Origin of the sequence: Planococcus sp. ISL-110 (assembly GCF_018613575.1) — a bacterium.
Lineage (GTDB): Bacteria > Bacillota > Bacilli > Bacillales_A > Planococcaceae > Planococcus.
The window spans coordinates 40,522-55,372 of record NZ_JAGGPX010000029.1 but is presented as its reverse complement, the minus strand read 5'-3'; the positions used below and the strand labels follow the sequence as shown (position 1 = coordinate 55,372).

Annotated in this window: 14 protein-coding genes; 3 read left to right on the top strand and 11 right to left on the bottom strand. The window is 37.3% G+C overall.

The features are described 5' to 3' along the window. Nucleotides 1-74 precede the first annotated feature (74 nt). Entirely contained in the window at nucleotides 75-284 is a 210-nt protein-coding gene (locus J7I83_RS16025) for a DUF7713 domain-containing protein (protein WP_483313464.1), read from the bottom strand. 223 nt (nucleotides 285-507) lie between these two features. Next, on the bottom strand, nucleotides 508-3,081 hold the full coding sequence (locus J7I83_RS16020) for a DUF7309 domain-containing protein (protein ID WP_215102371.1): 2,574 nt from the start codon (nucleotides 3,079-3,081) through the stop codon (nucleotides 508-510). A gap of 543 nt (nucleotides 3,082-3,624) precedes the next feature. Between J7I83_RS16020 and J7I83_RS16015 the strand changes: the two genes are divergently transcribed. Next, nucleotides 3,625-3,879: an AbrB/MazE/SpoVT family DNA-binding domain-containing protein gene (locus J7I83_RS16015; protein ID WP_215102369.1), complete on the top strand. Its 255-nt coding sequence runs from the start codon at nucleotides 3,625-3,627 to the stop codon at nucleotides 3,877-3,879. Next, a complete protein-coding gene (locus J7I83_RS16010; protein WP_215102367.1) occupies nucleotides 3,876-4,274 on the top strand; it encodes a type II toxin-antitoxin system death-on-curing family toxin in 399 nt (132 codons plus the stop codon). Before J7I83_RS16015 ends, J7I83_RS16010 begins: the two co-directional genes overlap by 4 nt. A gap of 225 nt (nucleotides 4,275-4,499) precedes the next feature. On the opposite strand, the gene J7I83_RS18025 is transcribed toward J7I83_RS16010, so the two are convergent. Beyond that, nucleotides 4,500-4,631 (bottom strand): hypothetical protein, encoded by a 132-nt coding sequence (locus J7I83_RS18025; RefSeq protein WP_285228711.1) that lies wholly within the window; start codon nucleotides 4,629-4,631, stop codon nucleotides 4,500-4,502. 444 nt (nucleotides 4,632-5,075) lie between these two features. Here J7I83_RS18025 and J7I83_RS16005 point away from each other — a divergent pair, with 444 nt between their 5' ends. Beyond that, complete coding sequence (locus J7I83_RS16005) at nucleotides 5,076-5,648, top strand: acyltransferase (RefSeq protein ID WP_215102365.1); 573 nt, start codon at nucleotides 5,076-5,078, stop codon at nucleotides 5,646-5,648. A 166-nt stretch (nucleotides 5,649-5,814) separates the two neighbouring features. Here the strand turns inward: J7I83_RS16005 and galU are convergent, their stop codons facing one another. The 8 genes from galU to J7I83_RS15965 all read right to left on the bottom strand — a co-directional run bounded on the left by galU (nucleotide 5,815) and on the right by J7I83_RS15965 (nucleotide 14,779). Further along, nucleotides 5,815-6,696, bottom strand: a complete 882-nt coding sequence (galU, locus tag J7I83_RS16000; RefSeq protein ID WP_215102363.1) for a UTP--glucose-1-phosphate uridylyltransferase GalU — start codon at nucleotides 6,694-6,696, stop codon at nucleotides 5,815-5,817. A gap of 78 nt (nucleotides 6,697-6,774) precedes the next feature. Next, nucleotides 6,775-7,806 carry a GDP-mannose 4,6-dehydratase gene (locus tag J7I83_RS15995; RefSeq protein ID WP_215102361.1) on the bottom strand — a complete coding sequence of 344 codons (1,032 nt, stop codon included), beginning with the start codon at nucleotides 7,804-7,806 and terminating at the stop codon, nucleotides 6,775-6,777. Beyond that, nucleotides 7,781-9,157, bottom strand: coding sequence for a UDP-glucose dehydrogenase family protein (locus J7I83_RS15990; protein ID WP_215102359.1), 1,377 nt, complete (start codon nucleotides 9,155-9,157; stop codon nucleotides 7,781-7,783). The genes J7I83_RS15995 and J7I83_RS15990 overlap by 26 nt, the downstream gene beginning before the upstream one ends. 42 nt (nucleotides 9,158-9,199) lie before the next feature. Continuing rightward, the gene (locus J7I83_RS15985; protein ID WP_215102357.1) at nucleotides 9,200-10,060 is read right to left on the bottom strand and encodes an FAD-binding protein; all 861 of its coding nucleotides are present in this window, start codon (nucleotides 10,058-10,060) and stop codon (nucleotides 9,200-9,202) included. 16 nt (nucleotides 10,061-10,076) lie between these two features. Next, nucleotides 10,077-11,600, bottom strand: coding sequence for a lipopolysaccharide biosynthesis protein (locus tag J7I83_RS15980; protein WP_215102355.1), 1,524 nt, complete (start codon nucleotides 11,598-11,600; stop codon nucleotides 10,077-10,079). A gap of 14 nt (nucleotides 11,601-11,614) precedes the next feature. Continuing rightward, nucleotides 11,615-12,694 carry a polysaccharide pyruvyl transferase family protein gene (locus tag J7I83_RS15975; RefSeq protein WP_215102353.1) on the bottom strand — a complete coding sequence of 360 codons (1,080 nt, stop codon included), beginning with the start codon at nucleotides 12,692-12,694 and terminating at the stop codon, nucleotides 11,615-11,617. After that, on the bottom strand, nucleotides 12,666-13,808 hold the full coding sequence (locus tag J7I83_RS15970; protein WP_215102352.1) for a glycosyltransferase: 1,143 nt from the start codon (nucleotides 13,806-13,808) through the stop codon (nucleotides 12,666-12,668). Before J7I83_RS15970 ends, J7I83_RS15975 begins: the two co-directional genes overlap by 29 nt. An 80-nt stretch (nucleotides 13,809-13,888) precedes the next feature. Next, nucleotides 13,889-14,779, bottom strand: a complete 891-nt coding sequence (locus J7I83_RS15965; protein WP_215102350.1) for an ATP-grasp fold amidoligase family protein — start codon at nucleotides 14,777-14,779, stop codon at nucleotides 13,889-13,891. Nucleotides 14,780-14,851: the final 72 nt, after the last annotated feature.

Genomic DNA, 14,851 nt, shown 5'->3' with positions numbered 1-14,851 from the left:
TCTCGAGCTTGTCCTTCTTCAGTATCTTAATAGTCGAGCTTCTTTCACAGAAATGTCCAAACAGTTTGGCGCAATTAAGTCCACCTTGAAAAGATAGAAAAAAATTTATCATAATAGAAAAGAAAGTTGCCGTCAACCACCAGCAAAGGAACATCTTCATCCCTTGGGTTCCATTCAACCCTCCCAGCCAGCCGGTTGTTCTTGATCGAATCGTACGATTGGCCATTGGGGAACGTTCCCCGCTCCACATACTGTTCAGCCATTCCCCGTTCGGCTTTCGCCATCAACTCCAAAAGCCGCTTCTATCACTTTGGAAATGCTTTACGGAAAGCCTATGTTACTTGTCTTGAGAATACGGTAATAGCTATACTTCTAGCCATTAAAACTCCTCCCTGTGTACAATTCATTTATGACTCTCCATAAAGAAAATGCCATCTTCGAAATCGATTGATTTCATTGAAGATGGCATTTTCTTTATGCAATTTTTTTCGCTCATAGGGACACGCTTTACATCCTCTTCATCGCCTGCTTCAGTTTCTCTAATTCAGGCAGTCGCCGCTTTACTTCCATGCGCATCGCCAGCTTATCAGCCAATGGCCGGAGCAGCCCTTCGGTTTCTGCTGTCACAACAAGCGCCTTCGGCATTTTTCCAGAATCCCGGATCCAGTTCAGCAGTCCCTGCTGCGCAATTTCAGCTTTTTCTTTACGCCCGTCGAGATGCTGGTGCAGCACGAGCCCGCTCGCCTCGTCCAGGGCGACCGCTGCAACCGGGAAATATGGCCGCTCTCCTGGCTCATTCTGAACCGGCTGATTGATGAAAAATAGGCCATACTCCGCTTTCAGATCCGCCGCCTTGTTCTGTTTCAAACGTGCGACCTCCGTTTCGGGCACCATCAGTTCAGCGACCACTTTCTCTTTGGGATCTGCCGGACTATCAACGATAAATCGGCCATCTTGCCACTCTCCACTTTCGTTCATTCGGCGCCCGAAGAATGAGCGTCCATTCTCCGCAGGAGGAATTTCCATCCCGTCTTTTACTCCATTCAATACGGCTTTCGTCTGTGCGATCACCTGGATTAAAAGATGCGCTTCCTCTTCATCGATCGACCACGGATAATAACCTGGCACAAAGCTCCGGAACAGCGGCCATTGTTTTTTGCCGCGGAACGATATTCCGGCATCCTTCAACAGCTGCAAATCATCCGCTTCCAGCTCATCCCGGTCAGAAAAGGACGCCAGCAGACTCCGTTGGCTGAAAACGAGTTCTTCCATCGGAACCTTTCCGCTCATCGTTGCCAGAAGACTTTTAAAGCCTTCTTCCCCGATATAGACAGCGAGCCCAAACTCTTCACCGGCTGCACCCAGCACCGACACAAACAGCGGTCTTTCGCTCGCCGGGTCCTGCACGGCGAACACCTGGTCATCGTGCAGCCAGTTCCACGGCTCCAATTTTCGGAGTTCCGCCATATCCATGAGCAACTGCTGCCAGCTGTCCCGGCCGCTGCTGAGGAGATCTGGTTCTTCCGGTACCAAGTCAGCGTGCACCATCTCAAGCAGGTCATTGACGACTTCCGTCATCTCATCCGGAGAAGTTTCCCCTTCTTCATCTTCCGGCTCGAATCCATACTCACCCGGCGCTTCCCCTTTTGCTTTTACACAGCGCGGGTAACGTGCACCCGGTTCAGCCGGCAGTCGTTTCTCCAGCACGATTTCGTGTTCCCAGTCAGCCCCGAAATCATACGTGTAAACCACCCGATCTTTCTCCTCCAAAAACCAATCTTCCAGCCGCTCGACATTCTCGTCAAGCTTTTCTATAAAGGATGCGGCAAATAAAGGAAGATCGAGTCCTTCATCTTCCATATCAATCACGATGTTTTGATTTGCCTTGCCGCCGGAGCGCGTCACCCGAAATTCATGCAAATGATCGTTGTCCCACTCGAATGCCGCCTGCAGCACATGATGGAAATTTGCAAAACTCATCCGGCTGTCCACCTGGAGCCGGCGCCATACCGGTGGGCTCATCCTGATCAGCTTGACCTTGACCTGCATAACCGTACCCGTCCCACCGGCAGCGGGCTCCTCTAGCTTCCAGTCGCCTTCATCCCTTTCAATCGACAATCCTTCCGCTTCTTCCATCCTACTGACTATAAAATCAACCGCCACATCGCGGTATTTCAGCATCGTCATCACTGAAACGCCGAATGCAGCCGCAAGTTGCTTCTGATTGAGCAGCTGCTGGACAATTCCGATATCCGCCCCGGCCTGAATGATTCCGGCCGCGACCGCTTCTGGTTTCTTCGCGTTTAATTCCAGTTGTTGGAGCAATTCTTTTGTCAGTTCGGAGATCCCGGATTCTTCTGAAAATGGACCCATAAAGCGATCTACCTTCTCCAGCACTTCCCGTGCGAACGGCGACAGTTCCGCCTCCTTCTCCTGATTTAGATGGATGAGGAGTTTCAAGAGACTTAGCAAGTCTAGCGACGGCATATTCTCTTTCAGCGCTTCAATAAAAGAGGAAGGCGTATCGGCCTTTAAATACATTGCTCCGTGTCTGAACCAGACAGCTTGCTCCCCCGCTGCTGGAAATGGGAGCGCGACACCAAGGATCCATTGGCCGTCAAGTTCAGAAGGTTCATGGATCGCCTCGTAAAGACGATCGCTCTTCTCATCCTTGGCAAACAGCCGCCCATCTTCCGATCGCTCCGCCTTCGCCAGCAGCAAAAACGGATGCCGCCACGCCTGAAGGACTTCCTCGACTTCCCTGCGCGGGCGCCGCTGGAGCTGTTTATCAAGAAAATTATGCCAGTCTTCTGGATGATCCAAAAACGCATACGTATCGAACGCTGCCTGCTCGATAAAGGTGTCGGGAAACACACCGTTCAATTCATCAATCCACTCATTGATCCTCTCCTCGATTGCCGTGACTGTTTCCGGCCGGAGCCCTTTCACTTGAAATTCTTCGTTGACCTTTGAAAGTTCTTCTTCTATCGCCTTTGATTGTCCAGCCGCCTGTCCTGTGCCACAGCACTTCTTGTACTTTTTTCCGCTGCCGCACGGGCACGGTTCATTTCTTCCCGGCATTGCTGTCCGCCTCCTCTTTCTTTTTGCTTTCTTGTGAAAGCCATCGCAAAGTACGCGATTTAGTTCCCTTTTGGTTTTTCTCTTCTTATTAGGATAAGAGAAAAAACAAGGTATGGCAAATTGGGTAAATATAAGACGCAGCCTTCTTCCCTTTCCAGAAGGTCACAGATGGTTTCTGTATGCTAGCCTCCCATTTTTGGACAGGGAAGGATTCCTTGTTCCCAGGGAACCGCACAATTCATGGAGCAGGAGATTTAGGAAATAGCGATTATCCTGTATTCCCCATTCTCCTAGCAGTTCCCAAATGGCCCCTGTGAATAGTTATCACTATCAATAACTATACGAACGCCACCTTCGAAATCCGCTGATTTCATTGAAGGTGGCGTTTACGCTATGCGAATTTCGTTAATAAACTGAATCTTACCGCTCACAGGGGCGCGATTTTAGAGGGCAAACTCTTGTTAGAAAGACAAATAACTGTTATCATTGTTATAATAATAATGCTTTATTATAACGACCGAAACAGAAAAAGGAGGAAAAATTATGGCAACGATAGAAAGACGGATTACGCAAATCGGCAACTCATTAGGTTTGACACTGCCGAATGAAACGCTGAAAGCGATGAATGTTAAAAAAGGCGATGAGGTTCAAGTAGAACTGGTCGGAAATCAGCTGATCATCAAAAAAGCTCCCACAATGATTCAGCTTCCCGATGGTGTCCCTGCAGATTTTTTTAACTTGCTTGAGGAAGAAATGGAAGCTCATCATGAAGCGTTAAAAGGACTTGTTGATCGATGAGTTCTTTTTTTCTTACGGTCGAAATGGCAATTCTCATTAACCAAAAGGTCATACTGGAACATTCAGCTGATGAACAATCAGGGATAAAAGATCATTCCTTATTGGATTCTGCATTAAAAAGACCGCAACAATCTTTGTTTGGCAAAGATGCTTACCCAAGTCTCCACCTCAAAGCAGCAGCCTTACTCGAATCACTGGCACAAAATCACGCATTTCATAATGCCAATAAACGGACTGCGCTTATGTGTACAGCTATATTCTTTCGTTACAACGGCTACCTCCTGCGTTTTCCATATCCTCAATTAGAAGAGGACTTTGTCGTAGATGTTGTCAAACACAGGTACACGTTGGAAGAAGTGGCTGAGATTCTGAAAGAAAACACTGAACCAATCTAGTGTTTCCAATAATTATTGCATTAAAACTGAGCCACTTGTGCGAAGAATAGAGCCACTGTCTGCGCAACTTAGGGGCACCTGTATTTCCCATTCTCCCAGCAGTTCCCAAATGGCCCCTGTGAGCGGTTCAATTATGAATAGTTATCACTATCAATAAATATACGAATGCCACCTTCGAAATCCGCTGATTTCATTGAAGACGGCGTTTACGCTATGCAAATTTCTTTAATAAACTGAATCTTCCTGCTCACAGGGGCGCGATTTTCCATTTTCGAGTACCTCTAATACGACCTCCAGCTTTTCATCCTGCGAGAGCCGTTTATAGGCTTTTCTCGGCTTTTTTGCATAATTATGCATTAAAATCCCCCTCGAACCCTTATTTATCAACAATCATAACATGTCCAATGTCCATTATGAGGGGGTCGACCACTGTGTGCAAAACAGTTATGACTATTTACCACTTCCCATAAACATGCCAAAGCCGCGCCTCGAAACCGTTGGGGTTCCTCGATGTGGCATTTTTGGCATGCAATTGTCTTGCATACACTGAATTGTTTCTGACACAGGGGCGCGATTTTCTTGATGGACCACTTTTAAAAAAGTGACTACCATTTGAGGTTTATTTAATTTTTGGATGCGGCTTTGTCGGTATGCAATGGTTGTGTATAAACTGAATTAACTCTGAAAAAGGAACGCAATTTTTAAAAATAGTAATAAAATAATAATTTTAAACTAAAATACATTTTTTATTATTTAAATGTTAAAATTTGTAGAACCCAAAATAGAGAAGAGGATATTTTATTGAATAAATACATTCGCTACGCCATCACTCGAATGAAATCTAATCCATTCCGCTATTATTCGTCTCGACTAAGAGCTATTTACTACAACATTTTTTATACAATAGGAAAAGGTTGTTCTTTTCAGAAAGTTAAATTTTACAAACCAAGCCAAGGTAAGATGGGAAAAAAATCAATACAAATTGGTAAGCGCGTAATTATTATGCGTGGTACCGAATTAATCGGTTTCAACAATTTACCTACCTACATTGGCGAGAATACGTTCATTAACCAAGAGTGCTTAATAAGGCCACATGTTTCAATTGGTAAGAATGTATCAGTTGGAATGCGAGTTGGTTTCATTTCCGATACACACGAGATAGGAACTCTAGAAAAGAGGGCAGGCAAAGCCCTATATGCCCCAATTACAGTAGGTGACGGTTGTTGGATAGGCGCCAACTGCACTATTCTTGGAAATGTTACAATTGGAAATGGTACAGTCATTGCTGCCGGTTCAGTAGTAATTAAAGATTGTGAAGCAAATTCAGTATACGCTGGCACTCCTGCTAAATTTATAAAATCTTTAAAAGAATAATCTGGTATCTGAACTGACAGAATCCGCTCATTAACCATGTAATATTCAAAAAGGATGACATAAAACATCTTAATGTTCAGGAGGAAGAAATTACCCAATTGGGTTCCTATGATTACAATCTAAAACCGCTCACATTTTTTAGGTGAACGGCTTAATTATGTTTATTTCACTTCTTATTTACATAAGACTCTTGTAGTTTCTTCTCAAATAACTCCAACAATTGACCTCTCAACTCTGGACGTTTCAAAGCAAATTCAATAGTTGTTTCAATAAAGCCAAACTTCTCTCCTACATCAAAACGCTGCCCATCGAATTCATAAGCATATACTGATTGGACTTCGTTCAACTTCTGGATAGCATCTGTCAATTGAATTTCTCCACCTGCGCCTAATTGATGCTCTTCCAAGTAGTCGAAGATTTCCGGCGTCAAGATGTAACGGCCCATGATTGCGTAGTTAGAAGGCGCAGTGTCTGCTGCCGGTTTCTCGACAAATTTATTTACTTCAATCAATTTGCCATCAACTGAAATTGGATCAATAATGCCGTAGCGGCCTGTATCTTTCTCAGCTACTTGTTGCACACCTATTACACTCTTGCCCGTCTTTTCATGCTGGGCCATCAATTGAGCCAAACACGGTTCGTCGTTTTCAACGATATCATCGCCCAATAACACAGCAAAAGGTTCGTTGCCGATGAATTTGCGTGCCGACCAAATCGCATGGCCTAGACCAAGCGGCTGCTTCTGACGAATAAAATGAATTTCCACTTTAGATGTCTCTAAGACAGAATCTAACATTTCCTGCTTGCCTTTCTTCATCAACGTTTCTTCCAATTCAAACGCATGATCAAAATGATCTTCAATCGCACGTTTGCCTTTTCCTGTCACAATGATGATGTCTTCTATACCAGAAGCAATAGCTTCTTCAATGATGTATTGAATCGTCGGTTTATCGACGATTGGCAACATTTCTTTCGGCATTGCCTTTGTAGCAGGAAGGAATCGTGTTCCAAGTCCTGCCGCTGGAATTATCGCTTTTTTCACTTTCATCGTTGCACCCGCTTATACTTTATAAACTACTGAATAGTCCTATTTTTTTGTAAAAAATTGAACTGTTTATCGAAAAAACTATGCTTTTTTAAAATATTTACAGTACCAGTCCGTAAATTGCTGAAGTCCTTCTTCAATGGATGTTTTCGGTTTGAAACCAATTGCTTCTTCTAATAATTTTGTCGAAGCATAAGTTGCAGGTACATCCCCCGGTTTGATCGGTTCAAACTTCTTCTTAAACTCTATATTTCTACCAAGACTTTTACTCAAGCATTTTTCAAGCGTCTCAATAAATACCATCAGTTTTTCAGGGCTGTTGTTTCCGATATTAAAGACTTTATGTGGAACCTCTCCTGTTTCACTTGGTGGGTTGGATAAGAGTCGTTGAATACCTTCTACAATATCGTCTACATACGTAAAGTCGCGGTACAAGTCATTTTTGAAATCACCGTTATTAAAAATTTTGATCTCTTCATCTGCAAATAGTTTATCTGTGAATCCAAAGTAAGCCATATCCGGACGTCCCATTGGGCCATAAACAGTGAAGAATCGAAGTCCAGTTGCTGGAATTTTGTAAAGATGGCTGTATGTATGGGCCATCAATTCATTTGTTTTTTTTGTAGATGCGTACAAAGAAACTGGATTATCCACAAAGTCGGTTTCTTCGAAAGGTACTTTCTTGTTGGCTCCGTAAACAGAACTTGAAGAAGCATACAATAAATGATCAACTGGATAATGACGGCATGCTTCCAGAATGTTATAAAACCCGATGATATTGCTTTGAATATAGACATCCGGATTTTCAATCGAATATCTTACGCCAGCTTGTGCTGCCAAATTCACAACAATATTTGGCTTATATTCTTCAAAGAGATTCGTAACCAATTCCTTATCAGAAATATCGCCTTTAATAAAAGTGAACTTCTCATTTGATTCTAACTCGCTTAAGCGATCATATTTTAAATTCACATCGTAATATTCATTGAGATTATCAATACCGATTACACGACATCCCGATTCCAATAACCGTCTTGAAAGGTAATAACCAATAAATCCAGCTGCACCGGTAATGAAATATATTCTATTAGAGTCTAGAGGCTTGTAGCTCAAGCTTTCTCAACTCCTTAAGCGCGTCTTGGTTCGCAGGAGCTCTACCAACTGAATAATATTCTACTCCAGCTTGTTCCATCTCTTCAACACTGTGAAGATTACGGCCATCATAGACCAATGGAGTTCTCATCAATTTTTTATAAGCTTTTGCATCAACAGCCTTAACTTCTCCCCACTCCGTAAAGATAAAGCATACGTTTGCATCTTCTAAAGCATCTTCAACACTTGATACGTATTTAATATTCCCTTTACCATTCTTACCTTCTGGAAAGGCTTTAGCGAAGTTCTCTGCACCAATTGGATCATACGCATAAATATCAGCACCTTGGTTTAACAATAAAGGCACATTTTCTAAAGATGGCGCTTCTCTTAAGTCGTCTGTTCCAGGTTTAAAAGTAAGGCCCAAAATAGCAACCTTAAGACCATTAAATGTAATTAGTCGTTTACTAGCCTTTTTATACATCAAAGTCTTTTGATCTTTATTTACATCAATCGCAGCTTTAACAGTTTTTAGGTCATAACCATTTTGAGATGCCAAGTATTCAAGTGCCTTCGTATCTTTAGGGAAACAAGATCCACCATAACCGATACCCGCATTTAAGAACTTGCTGCCGATACGATCATCAAAACTCATTCCTTTAGCTACATCTTGGACATCTGCTCCAACTAATTCACATAGGTTCGCAATATCATTCATATAAGATATCTTTAAAGCTAAAAAGTCATTAGAAGCATACTTAATCATTTCCGCAGACTTTCTATTTACCGATACAACAGGCAACTTAAATGGTTCATAAATTTTCTGCAAAAGATTTTCTGCCCATTTGCTTTCAGTACCAATAATGATTCTTTTTGCATTTAAAGTATCATGTACTGCAGATCCCTGGGCCAGAAACTCAGGATTTGAAGCAACTTCGACTCTTACATCGTTGATTAAAAAATCATGGATAAATTGTTCAACTTTATCGTTTGTTCCAACTGGTACAGTGGATTTAACTACAACTAAGCAATTTTTTTCAATCGTTTCAGCAATTTGCCGAGCGACAGTTGCTATGTATGAAAGGTTTGCCGATCCGTCTTCATTTTCCGGAGTTCCTACTCCAATAAATACTGCATCTGCGTCTTTATAGGCTGACTTATAATCCGTAGTGTACTGCAGTCTACCTGCTTCATAATTTTTCTTCATTAATTCTTCTAAACCTGCTTCATATATTGGAGATATTCCGGATTCCATTAAGTTTACTTTGTTTTCATCAATATCAACACAGACTACGTGATGTCCTCTTTCAGCGAAGCATACTCCTGCGACTAAGCCTACATACCCTGTACCTGCTACAGCTATTTTATACACTTATATTTTCCTCCTTAGTAATTTAGTAATCTTTTAAACCATCTATTTGACAATAATTAATTCCACATTACATTTTTTAAAAGTAATAATATGTAGTAATTTAACAACAAAAATCAAGAAAACAATTGGTCTATGACTCTTAGAGTTGTTATTTATCCAGTTTTGAGTTTTGGAAGAAAACTTGGTTTCCCCTATTTTTAAACCTTTAATCAACTTCAATATTCTCCCATACCCTTGATTAAATACAGATCCACAATTTGGCGCTATATTGTCCTGATGTTTTTTTGACCAAGCAATACGTTCTTTAATAGGATTTAATCCATTAAATTCACGCCTGGGAAATTGGAAAACCGCACTCAAAATAAACTTGTTTTGGCAACCAGTAAACATAGTCTTTCGAAAATCTAGATTCATTTCTTCTACCATTACGTTTTTAATATCATTGTTCTCATCTATATACTCTACACTTAGTACATAATCATAAATAGAGCTTTTTTTACTTCTTGCTTCTCCGGCATTCATTGCTAAGGCACCTCCAATGGTAGCAGGAACCGATGCTAAATAATAAAATGAATCAAGGGAATTTTTGAAACAAAATGGCAAGACTTTACTCATTAGTGTATTTGATGATATTCGATAATGAGACTTTTCCTCCGAAATACATTCTATACTAGAAGGGATTTTGTTTTTCAACACCAGTGCTTCAATATTTTTTTTCGCAAATAAAGTATTAGAACCATTTCCCAAAATAAAAATATTTTTTCCATTCTTTTTTGCCCAATTTAAGTAAAAGGAAAAATCATCAATTGTTTCAATTTCTGCATAATTTTTAAAGAAATGATTTGTCTTATATCTCGATAAGACATCAGTTTCATTGCTATAAATTTTTTTTTCTGTAACCATAAATTATCCCACCATTTCACCGTTTTAATATACCTTTTATTAAATTTGATAGATATTTTAATTCTTTCGATTTATAAAAAATCACAAACAATAATGCGTTTGATATTAGCAGAACAAAAATGCATTTTTGCAAGAAAGTGAATATACTTTCATCTGAAGTTATTGATGTAATTAGATATGTGAGTAACCCAACAACAGAAATAGAAATCATATATAAAAATTTCTTAAAATGATAAGGAATTACTGAACTTTTAAACCCATATTTATGAACTATATAAGGATCCATAATTCCTACAGTTAATAAGCGACTTAAAATTGACCCTATAAACACCCCAGCTAAGCCTATAATTTGCACAAAAAGGATCGATAAAGATACATTCATAATAATCATTAAAATCGGTCTGTATCTTGCTTCCCAAAATAGTCCGAAAGAATTTCTGAAAATAGAAGTAGTATTATGACTTCCAAATATATATAGGTTAATAACTAAAAGAAATACAATTAATGGTTCTAGTAAGTATTCCTCACCTATCCATAAATAAATGAAAGGATTAATTAAAATCCACAAAGAAATTCCAACTACACCATACATCCATATACTCATCAAATTTATTGCATTATATACTGGATATATTTTATTCTTGTCCCCCTGCGCAATTAAATTCCCTACACTTGAGGTTAATGAATTAATAGCTACCATAAGTATTCCTTGTATTGAAAGGATAACTAAAGAGTAATTAGAGTATATTCCTACAATTGCTATTCCTAAATAAATAGAAATTATAATATTATCAATACTACTCTCAATGGCATTAGCAAACTTATATATCATTAAAGCGAAAATATCTTTGGATAACTTATTTTTCTCTGCTTTTTCTAATTTATTAGTATTTTTTTCTTTTAGAAAAGGATATAAGTCGTCGCACTTTTTAGAAATATACAAGTTTTGAGAAATAGTAATAAGAATCATCATAATCAGATATAAAATATAATTTTCATAATTGATTAAAATGTAAATTTGTATAATTGCTAAAATCAGAGCAAAAACCCATTCGATATTTGAAATTAAATACCCTTTTTGATCTGCGAGTATTAAAGTTTTTTTATAAATGAAAAGATAAGAAATTGCGGAGTTTATAACGAACAGCATAAAAATACTATTAATATTATTGATGTTTGGAATATTATTAAACATAAATGGAAGTAGGGGAAGTAATATAAGTCCAATAACAAAAACAAATAGTCCAATCCATTTGTAAACTTTCGAATAGAAAGCCATTAAAGCTTGTATTTTTCTATTATCTTTTTCAGCTAGTGGTTTATACAGACTGTATGGCAGTGCAATACTAAAGCCTAAATCAGCCAAGGACAGTAACGCTATAATACTTAAAAACAGTCCATTTAAACCTAAATACTCAACCCCTAGTGTATATATGAAAACAGTTCTAACCCCGAACTTAATAACTAAAGACAAAATTTTATTCAAAAATGCAGCAGCTACGTTCACGAACGCTTTTTGTGATCTTGTATTAATACCCAAGTTTTTTACATCCCTTATTTTTCAGATACAGTAGATTCTTCGAGTGCATTTTCTAGAAATTTTTTTGAACTTTTGATATGAATATTGATATTTTCCAACACGTCACCATAGTTTATTATTTCAACTTTATCAGTGGTACTGTCTACATATCTATGACTAAGTTCTGCAAGCTGTAAGAGACTTTCAATTCTTGAATTACGACGTGTATGTCTTACAACAGAAAACTGTTTATTAAAAATAATAGCAAAAGCTGTACCATGAAAAGAGTTTGTACATACATAAGTTGCATTTTCAAAAGCATATAAAAATTCTCGAGGGCCAATTCCAGTTATTACTTTACCTTTGATTTTTTCGGGAATCATTGATATGTACAAAATTTCTGCATCTAATTTTTTCGACATTTCTTTAGCATGAGCATGCAGTATTGCTGAATTTTCTAAAACGTAAACTAAAATGTATTTAGACGGTAACTTTATAGGAGCTGCTATTGAAATCCATTCTTGCTTATTTAATAGGAATACCGGATCTAGAACATGATTTGTCGTGATATTGTATACTTCTTCAAGTATTTTCTGGTGTTCCGATTCTCTTACTGATAAACTATCAAAACTGGTCAAATAGTTTCCAATATTCTCTTTTTCTTCTAAAGACAATTCGGTTTTACCGAAACTTCCCGCATAAGCAATCTTTCTTTTATTATCAACGAAGTTTAAATAAAATGTTTGCGAATTATTTGTGATTTGTGTATTCCAAATTTGATCGCTGCCGACAACATACGCCTCGTAATTAATAATGCCATTGTTAATATCATCATCTCCATAAAATTTTTCAGATGAAATTGATAAAAAGCCATTTTTGAAATCATTAAATTTCTCTATTTTTTTCCTTTTAATTACTAATTCAGGTAATCTCAACATATAGTAACTAGCTTTCTTAAAGATGGAGCGATTTACAACCTGTTTTGTGGTGTTAGGGTAGAAGTCAATAATTTCATTTTCAATACCTAACTTGTGAATATATTTTTGGAGAGCATATGCTTGTAACATCGCTCCATAGTTTGTGACATTATGAAATGTTAAAGTTCCAGTTTTCATTCTTCATTTCCTTCCTTGTATATATCTCAACATACTTAGTACAGATATTTTTTATGTCATAAGCCATTAAACTTTCTGGCTCCAAAATTTTTTTATTAAAGTCTCTTTTTGCTATATGATTAAGTATGTGGCTTGCCCATTCTTCAGCTCCTAAGTTTAAATCTATATAAGTGCATAAACCCAAGTTTGCTTCTTTAGGAATAGTTGAAGAAACAAAACACTTTAATCCCATAGCCTGTGCTTCTAATAAAACGATACCAAGCCCTTCTTTAAATGAAGGAAATATGAAAAAATCAGATTCAAAAAGAGATTTAGGAATATCAGAAGATGGGTTTCTCATTTCTACTTTAGTTTCTAGGTTTAAACTTTTTATTTTACTTCTTAAGAATTCTTTTTCGCTCCCAAAACCAATCAACACTAATTTAACATTGCTGATTTTTTTTTGCATATTATCAAATATATCAATTAAAAATGTTTGATTTTTATTAGAGGAATATTGACCAATATGAATAAATTGAATTTCATTTTTTTTAATCTCTGAAAATTTAAGAGGATTGAATTGTTCCAAATCAATGGCATTATTTATCACATATGAATTTTCTTGTTTTTCAAAAAGATAATTGTTTGCTTCAGCTGAGCACCCGATTTTCACATTCGAATATTTATTCAATAATTCGGACAATATTTTATCATAAAATCTTCTTAATACATTAAATTTAGTAGCAGATTCAGCAGTATGACTATGAGAAATTCGAACCTTTACTCCTGCCAACTTGGCAGCTAAGTTGCAAATTCCACTTTCAAATGAGTTATGGCAGTGTATTGCTAGATATGGGCCATTCTTTTTTAATATTCTATAGACATTTAAAAATATTCTTGAAAATCTAATATAGTAATCCGCTCTTTTTCTTAGGATACTTTTTCCATTGTAATTTGGTACTCGAAATATTTTACCACCTAACTCCAAAAATTCTTGATCGTAATACCTTTCTTCATCAGTGAATAGTAAAATATCGAATTGAATATCATCAATATTCCTGCAAATCCCCATTATAACATTTTGAACACCTCCTCTTCCTAATCCTCCACATGAAACTTGCAGTACTTTTTTCACTTTAATACCTCCTTTTTATTAAAAAATTTATTATTTTTTCCATTTTTCGATATAACATTAATAAAACTAACTTTCATTAACTAACTTTTAAAACCAGGTAGTCTTAACCAACTACCCATTATTTCATCGAATTTATATGGTTTTATTTTTGCCATACCACTTTGATGGAAAAATGTAATTTCCCCAAAAATTATTTTTCCTTTGATATAATAAAAGTCTACTCTAGCATGCGGAAAATCTCTGGCTAATTCCTTGCTTAAACTTATCATTTCATTTAATTTTTCGGGTTTTTCAATAACGAGAGAGAGTTCTTTTGGGTAGGAAATTTCCTCAGATAATAGATTCCAATTCAGATCATATAAATTTCTTCGCGTTTTTTGCTTATTAGTAATACTAAAGTCAACTGAAATAAATTTAGGTTCTCCATTAAAACAAAAAAACCGATAATCTTGAAGTTCTTCTCCATTCCCTTGATCTAAAAGTTTTTCACAAACTATTCTAGGCTTTATCTCTTTATAAACCCACTCTCTATTTCTCCAAAAATAGTTAACTTTGAGCCACTGATTCATTTGTGTTCTTGCTAAATTCCAATTTAAATTCGCCTTATTTTTACAAACAATATTATAGCCAGAACCATGAGTTCCTTTTAGCACAAAAGAATCAGATAACTTTCCGAGGTCGATTTCTTCTGGTTTATTGAATACACCGTAGATTTCATTTAGATATTCCCCTCCAATTCTTTCACTTACAAATTCCCTTACTTCATACTTATCCGCACATTTAATGGCGACCGGATCTCGCCAGTTTAACTTGAGCCACTGCAATTTTTCATTAAAGGTTAAAGGATTGTCTAATTTTAATTTCTTTCCTGTACGAACACGGAATATTAGCTTCAAATATGTTTCATCTGCTAAAAAATTAAAAAATCTTTTTTCACTTAAATATAAAATAATTTTACTTGGTTTTTTCAAAAATGAAATACTCTTATTTATAAGGCTCAAAATATCATTTCCTTTACTTTTATTGGTTTTAAAATACGATAT